Source organism: Cupriavidus sp. 05N39, assembly GCF_056397325.1.
Genome location: NZ_JBFTNE010000066.1, coordinates 20,275 through 40,964, shown reverse-complemented (window position 1 = coordinate 40,964; position 20,690 = coordinate 20,275). Strand labels below are relative to the sequence as shown.

Below are 20,690 nucleotides of genomic sequence, written 5' to 3'. Positions count from 1 at the left end.
GACAACCGCTCCACCCAGCACTATGCAGTCCAGGACTACTTCCCGGCGGTACGGCACATGATGCGGGCGACCGTCATCGGCGACCGTCCGGTCTGAGCCGGGCATCCGGCTGCTCGTACCACGCGTACAAAACACGAAGGAGAACGCTAATGAAGATGCTGAACCATTTCTACATCAACGGCCAATGGGTCGAACCATCCGCCGGCAGCACGCTGGTGGATATCGTCGATCCGGCCACCGAAGCACCGGCCGGCAAGCTGGCAATGGGCACCGCCACGGACGTCCACGCCGCCGTCGCCGCCGCGCGGGCTGCTTTCCCGGCGTGGTCGGAAACCAGCCGCGAGGAACGTATCGCCCTGCTTGAACGCGTGATCGAGCTTTACCGCGCCCGCCTGGGCGACATCGCCGAGGCCGTGCGTGCCGAAATCGGCGCCCCTATCACGCTGTGCAAGAACGTGCAGGCGCCCATCGGGCTGGCGCAGATCCAGGCCGCCGTGGAGACGCTGCGCCATTTCGAGTTCGAAACCGCGCATGCCAAGAGCTATGTCCGGCGAGAGGCGATCGGCGTCGCCGCGCTGATCACGCCCTGGAACTGGCCGTTGAACCAGATCGCCGCCAAGGTTGCGCCGGCGCTGGCCGCGGGCTGCACGGTGGTGCTCAAGCCGTCCGAGATTTCGCCGCTGGACGCGATCATCTTCGCCGAGATCATGCACGAAGCCGGCACGCCTCCCGGCGTATTCAACATGATCTATGGCGCAGGCCCGATCGTGGGCGCCGCCCTCTCCTCGCACCCCGGCGTGGACATGGTGTCGATCACCGGATCCACGCGCGCCGGCGTGGAAGTGGCGATCAGCGCCGCCCCTACCGTCAAACGGGTGGCCCAGGAGCTTGGCGGCAAGTCCGCGCTGCTGATCCTCGACGATGCCGACCTGCAAGCCGCGGTGACCAGCGGCGTGGCGCAGTGCATGGCCAACTCCGGGCAGACCTGCGTGGCGCCGACGCGCATGCTGGTGCCGCGCGAACGCTATGAGGAGGCCGTCACCATCGCCGCCGCGGCTGCCAACGCGGTCGTCGTGGGCGACCCGGCGGATCCGGCCACCAGGATGGGCCCGATCTCCAACCGTGGGCAGTACGAAAAGGTGCAGCGCATGGTCGGCATCGGCATCGAGGAAGGCGCGCGCGTGGTGGCTGGCGGCCCTGGCCGTCCGGAAGGGCTGGAGCGCGGCTTCTACGCCAGGCCCACCGTTTTCGCCGATGTGCGCAATGACATGGCCATTGCTCGCGAGGAAATCTTCGGGCCCGTGCTGGCCATGATCCCGTATGACGGCGAAGACGACGCCATCGCGATTGCCAACGACTCCGTGTTCGGCCTGGCCGGCTATATCGCCTCGGGCAACCCCGAACGCGCACGCCGCGTGGCGGCGCGCCTGCGGGTGGGGTCGGTGCGGATCAATGGGGCGATGCTGGATATCACGGTGCCTTTCGGCGGGTACAAGACTTCGGGCAACGGGCGGGAGTATGGGGCCGAGGGTCTGGCCGAGTTCCTGGAGTGCAAGTCGGTGACGAGCTGAAACAAGAGAAGAAAGCGAGGTTTATCCGGCTTTCGTGTGGGTCGATTCATCGCTGGGGTGACTCCAGCAATGCCGCCCTCTCCCGCATGGCGGGAGAGGGGCGCAAACCGGCGTTTTGCCGCAGGCCACCCGCACCCGTTCAGAACACAGGCACTACGCGGCCATCGCCACGCAATACCGCCCCAGGTGGTAATCCGAATCCCCCAGCAGCACATCCATCATCGTCAGCCGCTTGAAGTAGTCTCCCACCTCCAGCTCATCGGTCATGCCCATGCCGCCGTGCAGCTGCACCGCTTGCTGGCCGACCAGGCGGCCAGCCCTCGCCACCACCACCTTCGCGCCGGACAGCATACGGCGACGCGCGGCGAGGTCGGACTCGGTCAGCCCCTGCGCGGCAACATAGGCCATCGACAGCGCCAGCTCGGCCTGCACCAGCATATCCGCCATGCGATGCTGCAGGGCCTGGAAACTCGCCAGCGGCTTGCCGAACTGGTGACGGTTGCGCAGGTATTCGCCGGTGATGGCAATCAGCTTCTCCATCGCGCCCGCCGCTTCGGCGCAGAGCGCGGCAAGGCCGTGATCGATACCGTGCTCGAGCGCGGCCAGGCCATCGGCAGGCTGGCCGATCACCGCATCGCCGCCCACCAGCACATTGCTCAGCGTCAGGTCCGCGGCATGCAGGCCATCCATGGTGGGGTAGGCACCGATGGTCAGCCCGGGCACGTCGCGCGGCACCAGGAATAGCGCAAGGTCGTTGCTGCCGGCGACACGGGCGCTGACCAGCAAGGCGTCCGCGGCCGCACCGTGCCAGGCCAGCGACTTGATACCGTTGAGCACATAGCCGTCGCCGCGGCGCTCGGCGCTGGCGCGCGCGGCCTCCGGGCGGTAACGGGTGGCGGGTTCGAGATAGGCCAGCGCAAGCACGCGCTCGCCGGCGGCAAGCGCGGGTAGCCAGGCTTGCTGCTGCGCCTTGCTGCCGTACGCGGCGAGCACCGCCGTAGCCATCACCGCGCTGGGGATCACCGGTTCCAGCACCAGGCCCCGGCCCAGCTCGCGATGCACCACCAACTGGCTCGCCGCGCCTTGGCCGAAGCCGCCGAATTCCGGCGGCACGGTCAGTCCCAGCACGCCCATCTCGGCCAGCGCCGACCACATCCTGCGGTCGAAGCCACCGCCACCGCGTGCGCTGTTGCGGCGTTGCGTAAAGGTATATTCCGTGTCGACAAACCGGCGCAGGCTGTCCGCCAGCATTTGCTGTTCTTCGCTGTAGGTGAAGTCCATGTCTGCTTAGTCCCTTCAGAAACCGAGGATCATCTTGGCGATGATGTTCTTCTGCACCTCGGTGGCGCCGCCATAGATCGTGGTCTTGCGCATATCGAAGTAGGTCGAGGCCGCCGGCGCGGCCCAGTCCGGGCCGCTCACCGGTTGCACGGAGCCCGCGTCGAGCCATTGCGGCGCAAATGGCCAGGCGTGCGGGCCAGCCACCTCCATCTGCAGCATGGCGATATCCTGCTGCAGCTCGGAGCCGCGAATCTTGATGATGGAGGCCTCGGGGCCCGGGCCCCGGCCGCCATCCTGGGTGATCGCGCGCAGCAGCAACATCTCCAGCGCCATCAGGTCCATCTCCAGGCGCGCGATCTTGTCGCGCATGCGCACGTCCTCGCTCATCGGACGGCCCGCGCCATCGGTGGCCTGGCTGGCATAGTGCTTGAGCTGGCGCAACTCGCGGTGGCAATGGCCGATGCCGGCAATGCCGGTGCGCTCATGGCCCAGCAGGTATTTGGCGTAGGTCCAGCCACGGTTTTCCTCGCCCACGAGGTTGGCGACCGGCACCTCGACATTCTCGAACCACGTTTCGTTGACATCGTGACTGCCATCGAGCGTGACGATGGGCCGCACGGTGATGCCGGGCGAGTTCATGTCGATCAGCAGCATCGAGATGCCTTCCTGCTGCTTGGCCTCGGGATCGGTCCGTACCAGGCAGAAGATCCAGTCTGCGTACTGGGCCATGGTGGTCCAGATCTTCTGGCCGTTGACGATGTAGCGGTCGCCCCGGCGCTCGGCGCGCGTCTTCAGCGAGGCCAGGTCTGAGCCCGAGCCCGGCTCCGAGTAGCCCTGGCACCAGAAATCCTCCATGCCCGGGATGCGCGGCAGGAAGCGCGCCTGTTGCTCGGGGCTGCCGTATTTCATCAGCACCGGGGCGATCATGGTCAGGCCGAACGAGAGCAGGCGCGGCGCGCCGGCGCGGAATGTCTCGATCTCGAAGATCAGGCGCTGCATGGCGGTCCAGCCGGTGCCGCCGAACTGCTTCGGCCAGGCCGGCGCACCCCAGCCGTGCGCGTGCAGGATACGGTGCCAGCGCACGTAGTCGTCCTTACCCAGGCGGCGGTGGCCCAGCACCTTGTCGCGGATATCGGCGGGCAGCCTGTCCTGCGCAAAGGCACGGACCTCCTCCCGGAACCCTTGTTCCGCCGCGGTGAATCGCAAATCCATTGGCTTGTCCCCTCGTATGCTCGCGCGCGCCCGGCGCCTCTCTGCCTGCGCCAGGCCCGGCGTGTTTGAAAGTGTTTGGCTGCCCCCATGCTAGCGGTACGAGATGCGTCCCGGCCGCGCGCCGACGGGTGGGCCACCCATCGGGCAAGAACACCCTGCCGGCGCCGCCGCACCGGGTTCAAAGACCGATGGTGTAGCCCCCGTTGACCGACAGGTGCTGCCCCGTCACATAAGAGCCCGCATCGGAAAGCAGGAAGCAAACCGGACGCGCCACTTCTTCCGGCGCCGCCCAGCGCCCCAGCGGGATCTGCGCGAGGTAGGTGTCCCGGAACTTGTCGCTGCGGATGGTCTCGGTCATCGGCGTCTCCACCACGCCGAAGCCGACGGTATTGACGCGGATGGCGTACTTGCCCCACTCGCGCGCCGCGCACATGGTCAGGCCCAGCACGCCCGCCTTCGCCGCGCCGTAGTTGATCTGGCCGATGGTGCCGCGGCGCCCCGCGTCGGATGAAATATTGACGATGGCCCCGCCCGTGGCGTCTCCGGCGCGCGCGCGCTCCAGCATGTGGCGGCCGGCCGCTTGCAGGAAGTGAAAGGAGCCGGTCAGGTGCACGTCGATCACCTGCTGCCAGGCTTGCGCCGTCATCTTCTCGATCATGGCCGGGCGCGTGATGCCTGCGTTGTTGACCAGGCCATGCACGGCCCCGAAACGCGCCACGGCTTCGCGCACGGCATGCGCGGCAAATTCCGCGTCGGCTACGCTGCCGGCCAGCGTCAGCAGCGGGGCGTCGCCGCAGGCCAGCCGCAGTTCGGCCAGCGCTTCGGCGTTCAGGTCCACGGCGCTCACCTGGGCGCCCAGGTCCAGCGCCAGGCGCGCGATGGCGCGGCCGATGCCCTGTGCCGCGCCGGTGACGATGATGCTCTTTCCCTGCAGGGAATTCGGGGTGCAGTCCATATTCTCTCCTTCCTGTCGGCGATCAGTAGCGCATCTGCAGCAGCCACGTGGCCACCATGGCCGGGCGCTCGCTCCCTTCCACATGGATCTCCACCCGCCAGATGCCGCGCACCTCGCCCGGGCGGACGTCTTCCAGACCGGCCAGGTGGAAGCTGCCGCGGATGCGGGCACCCGCCGGCACCGGGCCGGTGAAGCGGATCTTGTCGAAGCCGTAGTTGAGCAGGAGCTTGCAGCCCGGAAGGCTGAAGCACTGCGTGTAGGCGACGGTGACCATCGACAGGGTCAGCAGCCCGTGGGCGATGGTGCAGCCATAGGGCGAATCGGCGGCGGCGCGCGCCGGATCGACATGGATCCATTGCCGGTCGCCGGTCACGTTGGCAAAGGTGTCGATGGTGGCCTGGTCAAGGGTGAAATAGCCGCTGACCGCGGCCGGCCCGTGTAGCCGGGCGCGAACCGCGTCGATGGAGTTCAGGGTATGCATAGGTCTAATCCGCTTTCAGTCCGAGGGTGTTCGCCACCGGAATCCATTTGGCGCGTTCCTCGCTCAGGAGACGGCCAAACTCCTCCGGGGTGGCAGGAAGGGGTTGCGCGCCGATGGCCTGCAGCTTCTCTATCAGCGCGGGTTGCCGCAACGACACATTGATGGCCTTGCTCAGTCTCGCGATGACCGGCTCCGGCGTCCTGGCCGGGGCCACCACGCCGAACCACGCGCTGGCATCGGTATTGGGAAAACCCAGTTCGCGCAGCGTCGGCACGTCCGGCAGCAGCGCAAAGCGCGTGGCGTCCAGAATGGCAAGCGCGCGGATCTTGCCGGCGCGTACCTGTTGCAGCGACGACGGCAGCGCGTCGAAGAGCAGGTCGATATTGCCGCCGACCAGGCTGATGATGGCGGGAGCGCTGCCGCCATAGGGCACCAGGGTGGCCTTGAAGCCCAGGGCATTGGCGGTGTACTCGCCGGCCAGGTGCGAGATGTTGCCGTTGCCGGCCGATCCCATGGTCAGCTTGCCCGGCTCCTTCTTGCCGAGGGCTACCAGCTCCGCGACCGACTTCACCGGCAAACCGGGCCTGATGGCCAGCAACAGCGGCGTCTTGCCGAGGCCCGCCACCGGCACGAAGTCCTTGACAGGGTCGTAGGGCAATTTGCGGAACAGCGCGCTGTTGATCACCAGCGGGCCGTTCGAACCGATCAGGAAAGTCCTGCCGTCCGGCTCGGCGCGGGCAACCGTCTCGGCAGCGATCATCCCTGCCCCGCCGGCCTTGTTTTCCACCACGATCGGAGTGCCCAGCGCATTGGCGGCTTCATGCGCCACCAGGCGGGTTATCTGGTCCGTGGCGCCACCCGGAGGATAGGGCACGATGAAGCGGATGGGCTGGTTCCGGCCTTGTGCATGCGTGGCCGCCGGCATGCACAGGAAGGCCACGGCAATTGCCATGGCACGAACGAAGCATTGCATGGTTGTCTCCGCCATTTCTGTTATCGATGGATGTGGCGCGGCGCCGGCCAGGGCTCAGATCCGCCCTTTGCCGCGCAGCGCGCCGATGCGCTCGGGCGAATAGCCCAGTTCCCGCGCCAGCACTTCGTCGGTGTGCTGGCCAAGCGTGGGCGCGGCTCGCTCATAGCGGATCGGCGTGTCGGAGAAGCGGATGGGGTTGGCGAGCGAGGGCACCTGTACCCCATTGCCATGGGGCATGGACAGCAGCATTTGCCGATGCCTGACTTGCGGATCCTCGAATACCTGCTGCATGTTGTAGATCGGACCGCATGGCACATTGGCCGCTTCCATGCGCGCGATCCATTCCGCCATCGGGCGCGTCAGCATGGCGCGCGCGATCTCGGGGATCAGCTCCGCGCGATAGCGATTGCGCTGCGGGGCCGAGGAAAAACGGGGATCCGTTGCCAGCCCGGGCCGGTCGATTACACCGCAAAACGCAGTGAACTGGCTGTCGTTGCCGACCGCCACGATGACGTCGCCCTCCTGGCAGCGGAACACCTGGTAAGGCACCATGTTGGAGTGGGCATTGCCCATGCGCTGCGGAATCTTGCCGGACAGGAAGTAATTGATGGCTTGGTAGGAGCCGATGGTGACCATGCAGTCGAGCAGCGCCAGGTCGATATGCTGGCCGCTCCCGCTGATATTGCGGTGTTCCAGCGCGGCCAGGATGGCGGTGCTGGCGTACATGCCGGTAAGCAGGTCGCTGATGGCGATGCCGGACTTGACGGGGCCGCCTCCGGCCTCGCCGTCCGGCAGGCCGCTGATGCTCATCAGGCCGCTCATGCCCTGGAACACGAAGTCATAGCCGGGCAACGACGCATAGGGCCCGGACTGGCCGAAGCCGGTGATGGAGCAATAGACCAGGCGCGGATTCAGCGCGCGCAGGTCTTCATAGGCAAGGCCGTAGCGTGCCAGCGTTCCCACCTTGTAGTTCTCCACAAGCACGTCCGCCGTGCGCGCCAGTTCGCGCACGATCTCCTGGCCTTCCGGCGAGGCCAGGTCCGCCGTGACCGAGCGCTTGCCGCGATTGGCGCTGAGGAAGTACGACGAATCGGCGGCTTCCATGCCTTGCGCGTTCCTCAGGAACGGCGGGCCATAAGCGCGCGTGTCGTCGCCTCCGCCCGGCCGCTCTATCTTGATCACGTCCGCGCCCATGTCGGCGAGATTCTGCGTGGCCCACGGGCCTGCCAGCACGCGTGTCAGGTCGAGCACCTTGATATGTCCGAGCGCTTTCATCATGTCAGTCTGTCCTCGCCAAAAATTGCATCTGTCATCGAATCTGTCATCGAACGTCGCGCCAGATTAGTCAGCGCGCAAGACAGCGTCCAATACCGATTTGCGCGCGGCCGATAGACAATCGTTATCGCGCCGCGTGCCGCCACCGGGCACGTCGTTGCGCTATCGGGCTAACCCGGATGCGTAATGCCCGCGCGGCGGACTAACATGTTCCCTTCGAAGTCCCCTCTAAGCGAAGTCCCCGATCTGATGGATCTCCGACGCATACGGCACTTTGTCGTGCTGGCCGAAACGCTGAATTTCCACCGCGCCGCCGAACGCCTGCATATCGCGCAGCCCGCCTTGTCGGTTTCGATCCAGAAGCTGGAGGCGGAGCTGGATATCACGCTGTTTTCCAGGGACGCGCGCGGCGTCACGCTGACCGCCGCCGGCCGCGCCGCGCTGGCCGAAGCGCGTCTTATCCTCTTTCACGGGGGGCAGTTGAGCGAAGTGGCCCGTGCCGCCAGTTGCGGCACCGGCGGCGTTCTGCGCATCGGCTTTGTCGGCTCCGCCACCCTTGCGTTGCTGCCGCGCCTGGTGTCCCGCTTTCACGCCGACTACCCCGGTGTGGAGCTGGTCCTGCGCGAATCCACTTCCGTGCGCATCATGCAGATGCTGGACGAGGAAGCGCTCGATGTGGGCCTGGTGCGCACGCCCTTGCTCAGGCGCGCCAACGCGGAACTGTTGCAGCTGGAGCACGACCAGTTCGTGGCAGCGCTGCCGCGCGCCCACCCGCTGGCCGGTGAAGGACCCATGCCGCTGGCCGGACTGGCGCAGGAGCGCTTTGTGATGTACGCCCCGGACGAAGGGTCCGGGCTGCACAGCGCGGCCATGATGGCCTGCCAGCTCGCGGGCTTCCTGCCGCGCGTCAGGCAGGAAGCCATCCAGATCCAGACCGTACTGGCACTGGTGGAAAGCGGGCTCGGGGTTGGCCTGGTGCCGTCCATCGTGAAACGCTGGCCGAGCGCCGGCATCGTCTACCGGCCCTTCACCGACTTCCCGCTGGCGGCATCCATCGGCCTGGCGCTGGTCCACCGCCCGGGCCTTGAAAGCCAGGCGGCACATCGTTTCCGGGAACTGGCGGAGCGCGAGTTCCCGCTCGGGACCGTGGCGGACGGGACGGGATGCGCCGGGCTGACGCATCCCGTCCCCTGACTGCCCGTCCCCGCTTGCCTGCCGATGGTCTCGGCAAGCGCTGCGTCAGGCGCGTCTACTTCGCCTCCAGCGAGCGGGCGGCCTCATCGATCAGATCGGCGATCTCTCCCGCATGCGACGCCAGCGAAGCGTGGCTCGCCGCAAGCGAAATCGTCTTCTTCGGCTGCATGCGTTCCGCCATCCAGCGCTCGGCCTCCGGCGGGATCATGCGGTCGTTGTCCGACACCTGGTACCAGGCAGGCTTGGTCTTCCAGGCCGGCGGTCCGGACTTATCCTCGAAGCACCGTGCTGCGATAGGCTTTTGCGTCGCCGCCATCACCAGGGCGTCCGTGTCATCCAGGTCGTCGCCAAAGCTCTCCTTGAAGGCCACGGGATCGAGCCAGAGGAAGCCTTCCTTGTCCGGCCGGATATGCGCGGCGCCCGGAGGCGGCGCTTGCCGTGCAAAGATGCTCCCCAGGCTTTCCCCTTCATCCGGCGCGAACGCGGCGACATAGACAAGGCCCGCCACATTCGGCGCGTGGCCAGCGCCGGTGATGACCGCGCCGCCATAGGAATGCCCCACCAGCAAGGTCGGACCCTCCTGTGCCGCGGCGAGCTTGCTCGTGCGGTCAATGTCGTCGGCCAGCCCCGTCAGGGGGTTTTGCACCGCGACCACGTGGTAGCCCTTGGCGTGCAGCAAGGGGATGACGCCCCGCCAGTGCGAGGCATCGCCCCAGGCACCATGCACAAGAACAATGTTCATCCGAGACTTGGTCATATCCTTTCTCCGTTTGGCAGCATGAAGATCGGGGGCTGCCATCCCGCACAACAATGCCGTAACCATGGAACAAGCTACCGGACCCAAATCCCTCGGGAACCGTATGCTGACTAGCTTAGACGATTGAACCGCGGTCTAAGCCGGGAAAACATGCCCGGGAGCCGCCCAGGCAAAGCGCCCGGCGAACATCCGTGCTGCACTCGCCGCATCGCGCATGAGCCGCTCAACGATCTCCGCCGCCGGCACGATGCCATCGGCAAAGCCGCCGGCGGGCCCCAGCGAGACGATCCCGCCTTCGACATCGCCATCCTGGTAGACCCGCTGCCGGGTACGCGAAGACAGGATCAGGTCGCCAAATTCCGCATGGCGGCGCGCGCCACCGGCTTCCAGCCGCTGCACCTCGCGCGCCGCGTCATTGACCAGGACCCGCCACGTATCGCCGAGCGAAGCAAGGATCGCGGTCGAACAACCCGCATCGGACGCCACGATTCTCTGCTTCAGGGCATCGTGCGCGATGATCTCCGACGCGACCATGAAACGGCTGCCCATGACAACGCCGTCGGCGCCCAGCGCGAGCGCGGCGGCAATCTGCCGGCCGTTGCCGATACCGCCGCCGATCACCAGCGGGATGCGGATCTGTTCCAGCGCAAAGGCGCCATTCAGGAACGCCGACAGCTGGTTGTCTCCCGGATGGCCACCCTCTTCCATCCCGACCAGCGCGATCGCGTCCACCCCAAGCCGCTCCGCGCTCAGCGCATGGCGCACGCTGGGGCACTTGTGGATCAGGATGCCGCCGCCATCATGGATGGCATCGACCAGTTCCCCTGGCGACGAACCCGCGCTCTCGAAGTGGCGCACGCCCTCCGCCAGCGCGGCCTGTATCCACGCGGCGACGTCCTTGTTGGCGCCCGGGCGGCGCGACAGCGTCAGGTTCACGCCGAACGGCCGGCCGTTGGTCAGCGCCCGGCAGCGGCGCAGATCGCTGCGCAAGGCGTCGACACTGTCGAACGAGCGCGCGGTGATAAACCCCATGGCGCCCGCGTTGACCACCGCGGCGACGATGCCGGATTCGCCGAGGTGATGCATGCCGCCGAGCAGCAGCGGATGGCGGATGCCGAAGAGATCGGTGATGCGCGTGCGAAAGCTGGATTCTGTCATGGCATGACGATGGCTTGCGCCATGCTTATCCCTCGAACGACGGGGAACGTTTCTCGACAAAGGCGGAGACCGCTTCCCGATGGTCCTCGGTCTGGTGCGACAGGACCTGAAAGGCCGCCGACATCTCCAGCAGCGTGTCCAGCCGCGTGTGCATGCCCTCGCGCAGCAGCCGCTTGGCCAGCCGGACCGCGTGCGGCGGGTTGGCGGCAATCACCTGCGCGATGCCGTACGCGGTGGGCAGCAGTTCCCCGGCCGGTACCACGCGCGACACCAGGTTCCATTCCAGCGCCTGGCGCGCATCGATCATCCGGCCGGTAAAGGTCAGCTCCGCCGCGCGCGACAGGCCGATGATGCGCGGCAGCAGCCAGGCGCCGCCGTCGCCGGGAATGATGCCCAGCTTGACGAAGCTCTCGGCGAACCTGGCTTGCTCCGACGCGATGCGGATGTCGCACATGCACGTCAGGTCCAGCCCCGCGCCGATGGCAGGCCCGTTGACCGCCGCGATCAACGGCACCTCCAGGTTGAACAGCGCCAGCGGCAGGCGCTGGATGCCGCGCCGGTAGTCTTGCCGGATCTCCATGCCAGGTACCTCGCCGGAGGCATGGCGCCCCATGTCGCGCACATTGCCGCCGGACGAAAACGCCGCGCCGCTACCGGTGATCACCACGGCGCGCACGGAGCGGTCGTCCTGGATCCGGTCGACGGCGGCCAGGAACTCCGGTACCGCCGTGTTGCCGGTCAGGGGATTGCGCCGTTCCGGCTCGTTCATGGTCAGCGTAACGATGTGGCCTTCCTGCTCGTACTTCAGAAAATCGGACATGGATTTGTTCTCCTCGCGGCGTCAATCGCTGCTTGATACGATGCTTCCATCGTGGTGAATGGGTGCGGCATGGCGGGTCACTGTCCATCCCGTGAACGGATCCGACACACTCCAGCGCCGGGTCCATCTGGTGTTGCAGGCGCGGCACTGATGTTCCTTGGTCTGGCACACGACGCCCGCGCCAAAGCTGCGCCAGCGGACGTCGCCGACAGGCCGCAGCGCGGCATGGCCATCGGCGCAGCGCGCGTCGTGGCGCAGGCTTTCGCAACGCGCGCACAGGTCCTGCAATGGCGGTGCCGCCTCCGGGCTGGCGGCCAACGGCGGGGGCGCGGGCGCGCGCATGTCAGGGGCGTGGCCGCGCCGCGCCTGAATACGGCGCAGCGATGCCCAGAACAGCGCGCGCAGCGCATCCGATCCGCTCTCCTGGGCCGCGGCCTGGCAGCGTTCGGCATGGTGCTGCATCGCCATGCCGAACTCCGTCGCCGAGGCGAAGCAGACCACCCGCGTATGGAAGTCGCTGTCCTCGATCCAGCGATCGAACAAGCCGGCCAGATGGGCGTAGTAGTCTTCCGTGCCATTCGCCGTGCGCTTCAGCGTGAGCTTGTGGGCGAGCCGGCTGCGCGCGCGAACTTCCATCCGGAGTTCGCTGAGGATCGGCAGCAGCCGCCCGGCGGCCCGGCTGCGCGCGCTCATGCCGGCACGGCGCAGAGCGTCGTCCGTGCGAAATCCGCCACCGAGCCCTGCGCCCGGTCCAGCAGCGCTTCACCGACCATGCGGTTCCAGAACGTCTCCGCGCCATCGGCCGCGCGCCATTCATGCAGGCGCCGCGTGTAGAGCTGGAGATCGTATTCCTCGGTCACGCCGATGGCGCCATGCAGGGCGTGCGCCGCCGCTGCCACCAGCGGCACCGCCATGCTGGTGCGCGCCTTGGCCATGGCTGCCGGCAGCCGGGCCGGGACCTGGCCCGCATCGCTGAAGGCCATTTCGGCGGCAATGCCCGCCGATGCCACATGCTGGGCCATCACGCTCAAGTGATGCTGCACCGCCTGGAACTTGCCGATCGACTTGCCGAATTGCGAGCGGTCATTGCAGTATTGCAGGGTCATGCCGAACACCCGGTCAAGGGCACCGGCGATAGCGGCCGCGTGGATCGCCGCGCTGAACAGACGAACCTCTTCGCCATTGCCGCCAAGGGCGGCAGGCACGGCGTCACTGTTCCAGCTCAGCGTGCCGCACAGGCTGCCGCGCACGCCGGTGGGCACGCGCTGCGCTTGCGTCGCGTCAAGCAGCAGCAGGCTGCAGTCCACGTTCGCGAGCACATGGTCGCTGGTCATGCCGAACGGCACCAGCGGCGCGCGCAGCACGCCGTCCGGCGTGCGCCGGCAGGCACCGGCCAGGGTGATCATGCCGGCAGGCACCGGCACGCCGGCGTCGCGCAACAGCGCCCGCGCCGCGATGCTCTGCGCCGCAGGCACCGGCAAGGCATAGCGCCCGAAAGCGGTGAAGATGGGCGCCAGCGCCGGCAATGGCAGCCCCGCGCCGCCTTCGGCCTCGGGCGCCAGCAGTTCCAGGAAACCCGCCGCATCCAGCGCGTCCCAGACCGCCGTGGGCGCCGCGCCTTTCTCGATTGCCCGCACCGCTTCCGGTGTGACCCGGTCGCGCAGGATTTGCTCAATGGCTTCGGTGAACATGAGTCTCTCTTTCTAAATCGTAGGCATTAGCCGTATGCGTTGGCCGCGTGCTTCAGCGCAAGCCCAGGCCGCGCGCGATCATGCCGCGCAGCACTTCGCGCGTACCGCCGCGCAGCGAGAATGTCGGCGAGATCTGGCTGAGGTAAGCCACCGTGCGATAGAGCTCGGCATCCACTTCCTGCCCGGGGTCCGCGGCAATGGCGGCTTCCAGCAGCGCGGGGATGGCCTGCTCGAACTCCGTGCCGATGTCCTTCACCAGCGCCGCCTCGACAATCGGGCTTTCGCCGCGGACCAGCCTGGCGGTGACCGCCACCGACAGGCTGCGCAAGGTGGCCAGTTGCGTGGCGAAGCTGCCCAGCAAAACGGTATCGGCGTCGGTGGCGCCGTGCCGGCGCAGGTGCCCGGCCCAGCAATCGATCAGCACGATGCTGGAGTAGATGCGCTCGGGGCCGCTGCGCTCGAAGGCCAGTTCCGCCGTGACCTGCTCCCAGCCGCCGCCCTCGTTGCCGATCAGCGTGCCGTCGGCCAGGAAGACGTCGTCGAAGGTCACCTCGGAGAAGTGCGCGTCGCCGGTCAGGTCGACGATGGGCCGCACGTTGACGCCGGGCAGCGACAGGTCGACGATGAATTGCGAGAGGCCCTTCTGGCGGTCTTCCGGCACACCGGACGAGCGCACCAGCGCGATCATGTAGTGGCAGTGATGCGCGTTGGTGGTCCAGATCTTGCGGCCGTTCAGGCGCCACCCGCCTTCGCAGCGCGTGACGCGCGTGCGCACGCTGGCCAGATCCGAACCGGCGTTCGGCTCGCTCATGCCGATGCAGAAGAACGCCGTGCCCGCGCAGATCCGGGACAGGTAGAAGTCCTTCTGCGCCTCGCTGCCGTATTTCAGGATCAGCGGACCGCTCTGCCGGTCGGCCACCCAGTGGGCCGCCACCGGCGCGCCCGCGGCCAGCAGTTCCTCCACCAGCACGAAGCGCCTGAACGCATCCATGCCCGCGCCGCCGTAGCTGGCGGGCAGGGTCAGCCCGACCCAGCCGCGCTGGGCGAGGCGCCGGCTGAAAGCTGCGTCGAAGCCCAGCCACGAGCGCGCGCGGATATCGGCGGTCGCGGGTGGCAGGCTTTCCTTGAGGAAATCCTTCACTTCCGCGCGAAAGGCCTCGGCCTCGGGAGGCAGGGCCGTAAGGTGGAAGGCATCAAGCAGGTTGCTCACTTCTTGCTCCAGGTTTCGGTGCGGGCGGATGGCACGGCGCTACAGCGCGGCCGGCCCGCCGCATCGTTATTCAGGTCTTGCGCGCCGGTACGGGCGCATTCCAGTAGCGCTCCCGCAGCGGCTGCTTGTAGAGCTTGCCGGTCGGCAGGCGCGGCATGGCGTCGATGAAATCGATCGAGCGCGGCACCATGTAGCGGGCCACCTTGGTGCGCAGGTAGGCCAGCAGTTCCTCGGCCAGCGCTTCCGACGGCACCACGCCGCTGGCCGGCTCGACCACGGCCTTGACCTCTTCGCCCATCTCGGCGTTCGGCACGCCGATCACCGCGGCGTCGCCCACGCTAGGGTGGACCACCAGCGCGTCCTCGATAGCCTGCGGATAGATATTGACGCCGCCCGAGATGATCATGAACGCCTTGCGGTCGGTCAGGTAGAGATAGCCGTCCGCATCCAGGCGGCCCACGTCGCCGACGGCGGTCCAGGTCGGATGCACCGGATGCTGCGCCGAGCGGGTCTTCTCGGGATCGTTGTGATAGTGGAACGGGAGCTGCTCGCGCTCGAAGTACACCATGCCGGTTTCCCCCACCGGCAGCTCATTGCCCTCGTCGTCGCAGATATGGAGGACGCCCAGCAAGGCGCTGCCGACCGAACCGGGGTGAGCCAGCCATTGCTGCGTATCGAGCGTGGTCACGCCATTGCCCTCGGTGGCCGCGTAGTACTCATGCAGGATCGGCCCCCACCAGTCGATCATCTGGTGCTTGACGTCCTGCGGGCACGGCGCCGCGGCATGGATGGCGACACGGTGGCTGGACAGGTCGAAGCCCTGGCGCTGCGCCGGTTCGAGCTTGAGCATGCGGATGAACATGGTCGGCACCCACTGGCTGTGGGTCACGCGGTAGCGCTCGATCATGCGCAGCGCTTCCACCGCGTCGAACTTCTCCATGAAGACGATGGTGCCGCCGCAGAACTGCGTTTCCAGCCCGTAGCCGAGCGGCGCGGTGTGATACAGCGGGGCCGGCGACAGGTAAATGGTCCGCGCGTCGAAGCCGTAGCGTTCGAACTGCGGCCGGCGCGCCGACCCGGAGCCTTCCGTGACCATGCCGTTGGGCTGGTTGCGGATGATGCCCTTGGGCCGCCCGGTGGTGCCCGAGCTGTAGATCATGGTGGCTCCCATCCATTCCTCGGCCAGGCGCTCGGCGGGACAGGCCTGCGTGGCTGCCTCGTAGCTGTCCCAGCCGGGGATCGTGCCATCCATCATCAGTTGCAGGCGGCAGGTGGGCATCTGGCCGGAGAGCTGCGCCGCCAGGTCGCGCATGGCGTACGACGTCACCACCACCTGGGCGTTGCTGTCCTGGATGATGTAGGCCGCTTCCGCCGCCGTCAGGAAGCGGTTGACGGGGGTGATCATCAGCCCCGAGCGCAGCGCCGCCCAGCACAGCTCGAAGCAGCGCATATTGTTCTCGAGCACCATGGCGATGTGGTCGCCGCGCCGCAGCCCCAGCGCGTACAGGCACTGGGCGAAACGATTGGAGCGCGCGTCGAGTTCCCGATAGGTCAGGATCTCGCCGGTGGAGCCGTTGATTGCCGCGGGCTTTTCCGGCGTCAGTTCGGCGTGGTCGCCCAGGTATTTCGGGGTCTTGGTCATCGAGTCACTCCCGGGATCTCGCCGGAGGTGTCGGCGTTGGCCGCGGCCTGCCGTACCAGCCCGGGAATCCTCGCGCCCAGTTCTTCGGCCAGCCAGCGGCCTTCCTTTTCCATGCGCGGGCCGGCATGCCAGCCCTCGGCCACGGTGATGCGGCCGCCGCGCACGCCGAACACGCGCCCGGTGATATCGCTCGATTCGGTACTGCCCAGCCATGCCACCAGCGGCGCCACGTTGCCGGCGTCCAGCGGATCGAAGCCCGGCGCGGCGCCGGCGGTGAACTCGGCGCGCCTGGCCGCGAAGATGTCTTCCGTCAGGCGGCTCATCGCGGTCGGGTAGATCGCGTTGACCGTCACGCCATAGCGGTCCAGTTCGCGCGAGGCAATCACCGACATGGCGGCAATGCCCGCCTTGGCCGCGCCATAGTTGGCCTGGCCCGCGTTGCAGTACAGGCCCGACGACGAGCTGGTATTGATCAGGCGCGCCACGCGCTGGCGGCCCGCCTTGGACTCCTCGCGCCAGTAGGCGGCGGCATGGCGCGACGGCGCGAAGGTGCCGCGCATATGCACGCGGATCACCGAGTCCCAGTCTTCCTCGGTCATGTTGACGAGCGTGCGGTCGCGCAGGATGCCGGCGTTGTTGACCAGCACATCCAGCCCGCCGAACTCGCGGATGGCGGCGTCGATCATGTTCTTCGCGCCGGTCCAGTCGGCCACGTCGTCGAAGTTGGCCAGGGCCTCGCCGCCCATCGCGCGGATCTCCGCGATCACTTCCAGCGCGGGTCCGCTGGCCGCGCCCGAACCGTCGCCCTTCCCGCCCAGGTCGTTGACAACCACCTTGGCGCCCTGCCGCGCGAACTCCAGCGCGTACTCGCGCCCGAGGCCCCGGCCAGCGCCGGTGATAACGACTACGCGATCCTTGCAAAGCTGTTGCATGGCGAATCCTTGATTCCTAATTCTGTTGGCTGGTTGCGTTGCGGCGTTCAGCGCGCGCTGACGTCATAGGTCTTGACCAGTTGGCGGTAACGCACCGTTTCCGCTCCGATCATGGTGGCCATCTGCTTGCCGGACTGGCCGATCACGTCGGCATACGCGGTGCGTGCGGCAAAGTCCTTGAACTCCGGCTTGTCGATCACCTTGAGCAAAGCCATTTCGAGCTTGTGCGCAATGGGTTCCGGGGTTTTGCTGCTGACGCCAAAGCCGATCCACACGGAGAGTTCGTAGTTCGGCAGCCCGCTCTCGCGCACGGTCGGCACGGCCGGCAACTCCGGATGGCGGGCCTTGCCGGTCACCGCCAGCGGCCGCAGCTTGCCGGCGCGGATGAGCGGCAGCGCGCCGCCCACGTCCAGCAGCGCAACGTCCACCGAACCGCCCATCAGGTCCGACTGCACCTGCGACGCGCCCTTGTAGGGAATGTGGTTGAACTCAACGCCCGCCATCTGCTGCATCTGCAGCCCGCCCAGGCGGTAGTGGTAGCTGTAGTTCGCCATGCTGACCGACCGCGCCTTCTTGCGGGCCGCGCCCAGCACATCGTCGAAGGTCTTGAAGCTGGAACCGGCACCCGTCACCAGCACCGAGGTGCTGCGGATGGCGCTGGCCAGCGGCCGGATATCGCGCTGCGGATCGTACGGCAGGCTGTCATGCACCAGCGGGTTGATCACCATGGAACTCGGCGTGATCAGCAAGATGCTGTAGCCGTCGGCCGGCGCGTTGAGCATGCTTTGCACGGCGATCAGCGTATCGGCGCCGGGACGGTTCTCCACGATGCCGGGCTGGCCCAGCTCCTTGCCCACCTGGTCCGCCACGAAGCGGGTCACGGTGTCGGAGCCGCTGCCCTGCGTCAGCGGCACGATAAAGCGCAGCGGGCGCGACGGAAAGCTGTCGGCCGAAGCGGCTGGCGCCGCCAGCGCCGGCGCCAGCATGGAGATGGCGAGGCCGAAGCCAAGCAGGCGCAACGGTAGAGAGAACTTCATTTTGCTGTCTCCTGTCTGGGTGCGGCCGCCGGCTCGGGTCGGCAGGCGGCTCGCACCTTGTCCTTCATGTCGGGCAGGTGGTGCCCTATGTCAGTGCTTGCCGTACAGCGTCACCACGCAGGCGCCGCCCAGCCCCAGGTTGTGCTGCAGCGCCAGTTTCGCATCCTTCACCTGACGCTGTTCGGCGGTGCCGCGCAGCTGATGGGTCAGCTCGTAGCACTGCGCCAGCCCCGTGGCGCCCAGCGGGTGCCCCTTGGAGAGCAGGCCGCCCGACGGGTTGACCACAACCTGGCCGCCGTAGGTGTTATCGCCGTCCATCACGAACTTCTCGGCGCCGCCTTCGGGGCAGAAGCCCAGCGCTTCGTAGCAGATCACTTCGTTCTGCGCGAAGCAGTCGTGCAGTTCGCACACGTCGATGTCTTCCGGCCCGATGCCTGCCTTCTCATAGACCTTGTTGGCAGCCGCGCGCGTCATATGCGTGCCGACATAGTTCAGCATCGACGGCGGATCGAACGAGGCGGGCGGATCGGTGGTCAGCGACTGGGCCAGGATCTGCACATCGGTGCGCAGGCCGTGCTTTTTGGCGAAACGTTCCGACACCAGGATGGCGGCGGCGCCGCCGCAGGTCGGCGGGCAGGCCATCAGGCGGGTCAGTACGCCGGGGAACAGCACCGCGTCGTTCATCACGTCTTCGGTGGTCACCACCTTGCGGAACAGCGCCAGCGGGTTGTTGGCGGCGTGGCGGCTGGCCTTGGCGCGCACCGCGGCGAAGGTTTCCAGGCGGGCGCCATAGCGCTGCATGTACTCGCGCCCCGCGCCGCCGAAGGTGCGCACCGCCTGCGGCAGGTGCGCCATGTCGGCGGTCAGGCCGTGCATGATCGGCTGGAAGCGCGCGCGGGTGACCGGGCGGTCGTCCCAGTGGGACTTCAGCGCGCCGGCCTGCATCTGTTCGAAGCCGACCGCCAGCACGCAGTCGGCATCGCCCATCGCGATGGCCTGGCGTGCCAGGTACAGCGCGGTGGAGCCGGTCGAGCAGTTGTTGTTGACGTTGACGATGGGGATGCCCGTCATGCCCACCTCGTACAGCGCGGTCTGGCCGCAGGTGGAGTCGCCGTAGACGTAGCCGGCGAAGGCCTGCTGCACGAGGTCGTAGCCGATACCGGCGTCGGCCAGGGCGCGGCGCACGGCTTCGGCGCCCATTTCGGTATAGCTCAGGCTCGCGCCGGGCTTGGCGAAGGGGATCATGCCCACGCCGCCAACTAGTACTTTTTCGCTCATGATGGTTTCCTGGTTCTCTGGATGACGGTAGGACTTAAAGCTTGCGGGCGATCAGGTCGCGCAGCACTTCGCTGGTGCCGCCGAAGATGCGGGTCACGCGCATGTCGACGAAGGCGCGCGCGATCGGGTACTCCAGCATGTAGCCGTAGCCGCCGTGCAGTTGCACCATCTCGTCGATGCACTTCCACATGGTCTCGGTGGCGAAAAGCTTGGCGATGGCCGCCTCCTGCAGCGTGAGCTTGCGCTCCATGTGCTGGGCGATGTAGTAGTCCACCATGGTGCGCACGGCCACGGCCTGGGCCTTGACGTCGGCGAGCTTGAACTTGGTGTTCTGGAAGTCCCACACGGTCTGGTTGAAGGCGCGGCGGTCCTTGACGTATTGCACGGTCAGTTCGAGCTGGCGCTCCAGTCTTGCCGCGCAGTACACGGCGATGATCAGGCGCTCCTGGGGCAGTTCTTCCATCAGGTGGATGAAGCCGCCGTTCTCATTGCCGATCAGGTTGCCGGCAGGCACGCGCACGTTGTCGAAGAACAGCTCGGCGGTATCGGCGGCGCGCTGGCCCACTTTCTCCAGCTTGCGGCCGCGGCGGAAGCCCTCGCGGTCCGCTTCCACCATGATCAGGCTCACGCCCTTGGCGCCGGCCTTGGGGTCGGTCTTGCAGACCACCACGACCATGTCGGCATTCAGGCCGTTGGAGATAAAGGTCTTGCTGCCGTTGATGACGAAGTCGTCGCCGTCGCGTACGGCGGTGGTGCGGATCGACTTCAGGTCGGAGCCGGTGCCGGGCTCGGTCATGGCAATCGCCAGGATCTTTTCGCCGCGGCAGATCGGCGGCAGCCATTCGCGCTTCTGCTCCTCGGTGCCCAGGCGCACGATGTACGGCGCGGTAATGTCCGAGTGCACCGAAAAGCTCGGGCCGGAGATCCCGGAACGGTGGTACTCCTCGGCCAGCACCGCCGAGTGGCCGAAATCGCCGCCGCCGCCGCCGTATTCCTCGGGGACGGTCACGCACAGCAGGCCGTCGCGGCCGGCCTTGAGCCAGGTCTCGCGGTCGACCAGGCCGTCCTTGTCCCACTGTGCCTGGCGCGGCAGGCATTCGCGCTCGAAGAACCGGCGCGCGGTTTCCCGCAGCATTTCATGGTCGTCGCGATAGACGGTGCGCTTGATTTCCACCAGAAGCTCCTCATTGGTCGGTTGCGAGGCCAGCGTCTGTCGCGGTGAG

19 protein-coding genes and 1 pseudogene are annotated in these 20,690 nt (G+C 67.3%); 3 read left to right on the top strand and 17 right to left on the bottom strand.

Annotation, left to right across the window (positions count from 1 at the left end; genetic code table 11):
* A pseudogene (locus AC1DN0_RS27345) lies at positions 1-96 on the top strand (taurine dioxygenase); the annotation flags it as partial.
* A 53-nt stretch (positions 97-149) separates the two neighbouring features.
* Positions 150-1,571 carry an aldehyde dehydrogenase family protein gene (locus AC1DN0_RS27340; RefSeq protein ID WP_477111542.1) on the top strand — a complete coding sequence of 474 codons (1,422 nt, stop codon included), beginning with the start codon at positions 150-152 and terminating at the stop codon, positions 1,569-1,571.
* Between the two features lie 153 nt (positions 1,572-1,724).
* On the opposite strand, the gene AC1DN0_RS27335 is transcribed toward AC1DN0_RS27340, so the two are convergent.
* The 6 genes from AC1DN0_RS27335 to AC1DN0_RS27310 form a co-directional block, all read right to left on the bottom strand.
* Complete coding sequence (locus AC1DN0_RS27335) at positions 1,725-2,852, bottom strand: acyl-CoA dehydrogenase family protein (protein WP_441630455.1); 1,128 nt, start codon at positions 2,850-2,852, stop codon at positions 1,725-1,727.
* Positions 2,853-2,867: 15 nt separating this feature from the next.
* Entirely contained in the window at positions 2,868-4,064 is a 1,197-nt protein-coding gene (locus AC1DN0_RS27330; RefSeq protein ID WP_441630453.1) for an acyl-CoA dehydrogenase family protein, read from the bottom strand.
* Between the two features lie 178 nt (positions 4,065-4,242).
* A complete protein-coding gene (locus AC1DN0_RS27325) occupies positions 4,243-5,019 on the bottom strand; it encodes an SDR family NAD(P)-dependent oxidoreductase (protein ID WP_441630451.1) in 777 nt (258 codons plus the stop codon).
* Between the two features lie 22 nt (positions 5,020-5,041).
* Positions 5,042-5,500 carry a MaoC family dehydratase gene (locus tag AC1DN0_RS27320; protein WP_441630449.1) on the bottom strand — a complete coding sequence of 153 codons (459 nt, stop codon included), beginning with the start codon at positions 5,498-5,500 and terminating at the stop codon, positions 5,042-5,044.
* A 4-nt stretch (positions 5,501-5,504) separates the two neighbouring features.
* A complete protein-coding gene (locus tag AC1DN0_RS27315; protein ID WP_441630447.1) occupies positions 5,505-6,473 on the bottom strand; it encodes a Bug family tripartite tricarboxylate transporter substrate binding protein in 969 nt (322 codons plus the stop codon).
* Positions 6,474-6,527: 54 nt separating this feature from the next.
* A complete protein-coding gene (locus tag AC1DN0_RS27310) occupies positions 6,528-7,751 on the bottom strand; it encodes a CaiB/BaiF CoA transferase family protein (RefSeq protein WP_477111543.1) in 1,224 nt (407 codons plus the stop codon).
* 246 nt (positions 7,752-7,997) lie between these two features.
* Between AC1DN0_RS27310 and AC1DN0_RS27305 the strand changes: the two genes are divergently transcribed.
* Positions 7,998-8,942, top strand: a complete 945-nt coding sequence (locus tag AC1DN0_RS27305; RefSeq protein WP_477111544.1) for a LysR family transcriptional regulator — start codon at positions 7,998-8,000, stop codon at positions 8,940-8,942.
* A gap of 55 nt (positions 8,943-8,997) precedes the next feature.
* Here AC1DN0_RS27305 and AC1DN0_RS27300 read toward each other — a convergent pair whose 3' ends face one another.
* The 11 genes from AC1DN0_RS27300 to AC1DN0_RS27250 all read right to left on the bottom strand — a co-directional run bounded on the left by AC1DN0_RS27300 (position 8,998) and on the right by AC1DN0_RS27250 (position 20,641).
* Positions 8,998-9,699: an alpha/beta hydrolase gene (locus AC1DN0_RS27300; protein ID WP_441630441.1), complete on the bottom strand. Its 702-nt coding sequence runs from the start codon at positions 9,697-9,699 to the stop codon at positions 8,998-9,000.
* A 135-nt stretch (positions 9,700-9,834) separates the two neighbouring features.
* Positions 9,835-10,857, bottom strand: coding sequence for an NAD(P)H-dependent flavin oxidoreductase (locus AC1DN0_RS27295; protein ID WP_477111545.1), 1,023 nt, complete (start codon positions 10,855-10,857; stop codon positions 9,835-9,837).
* Positions 10,858-10,882: 25 nt separating this feature from the next.
* The gene (locus AC1DN0_RS27290) at positions 10,883-11,677 is read right to left on the bottom strand and encodes a crotonase/enoyl-CoA hydratase family protein (RefSeq protein ID WP_477111546.1); all 795 of its coding nucleotides are present in this window, start codon (positions 11,675-11,677) and stop codon (positions 10,883-10,885) included.
* 21 nt (positions 11,678-11,698) lie between these two features.
* Positions 11,699-12,370: a hypothetical protein gene (locus tag AC1DN0_RS27285; RefSeq protein WP_477111547.1), complete on the bottom strand. Its 672-nt coding sequence runs from the start codon at positions 12,368-12,370 to the stop codon at positions 11,699-11,701.
* On the bottom strand, positions 12,367-13,368 hold the full coding sequence (locus AC1DN0_RS27280; protein ID WP_477111548.1) for an acyl-CoA dehydrogenase family protein: 1,002 nt from the start codon (positions 13,366-13,368) through the stop codon (positions 12,367-12,369). The genes AC1DN0_RS27285 and AC1DN0_RS27280 overlap by 4 nt, the downstream gene beginning before the upstream one ends.
* 52 nt (positions 13,369-13,420) lie before the next feature.
* The gene (locus AC1DN0_RS27275) at positions 13,421-14,578 is read right to left on the bottom strand and encodes an acyl-CoA dehydrogenase family protein (protein ID WP_477111549.1); all 1,158 of its coding nucleotides are present in this window, start codon (positions 14,576-14,578) and stop codon (positions 13,421-13,423) included.
* A gap of 70 nt (positions 14,579-14,648) precedes the next feature.
* Positions 14,649-16,220 (bottom strand): acyl-CoA synthetase, encoded by a 1,572-nt coding sequence (locus tag AC1DN0_RS27270; RefSeq protein ID WP_477111550.1) that lies wholly within the window; start codon positions 16,218-16,220, stop codon positions 14,649-14,651.
* Positions 16,217-17,152 (bottom strand): SDR family oxidoreductase, encoded by a 936-nt coding sequence (locus AC1DN0_RS27265; RefSeq protein ID WP_477111551.1) that lies wholly within the window; start codon positions 17,150-17,152, stop codon positions 16,217-16,219. The genes AC1DN0_RS27270 and AC1DN0_RS27265 overlap by 4 nt, the downstream gene beginning before the upstream one ends.
* Before the next feature lie 47 nt (positions 17,153-17,199).
* On the bottom strand, positions 17,200-18,189 hold the full coding sequence (locus AC1DN0_RS27260) for a Bug family tripartite tricarboxylate transporter substrate binding protein (RefSeq protein ID WP_441630425.1): 990 nt from the start codon (positions 18,187-18,189) through the stop codon (positions 17,200-17,202).
* Between the two features lie 90 nt (positions 18,190-18,279).
* Entirely contained in the window at positions 18,280-19,467 is a 1,188-nt protein-coding gene (locus AC1DN0_RS27255) for a lipid-transfer protein (protein ID WP_441630423.1), read from the bottom strand.
* A gap of 34 nt (positions 19,468-19,501) precedes the next feature.
* Complete coding sequence (locus tag AC1DN0_RS27250; protein WP_441630421.1) at positions 19,502-20,641, bottom strand: acyl-CoA dehydrogenase family protein; 1,140 nt, start codon at positions 20,639-20,641, stop codon at positions 19,502-19,504.
* Between the last annotated feature and the right edge of the window lie 49 nt (positions 20,642-20,690).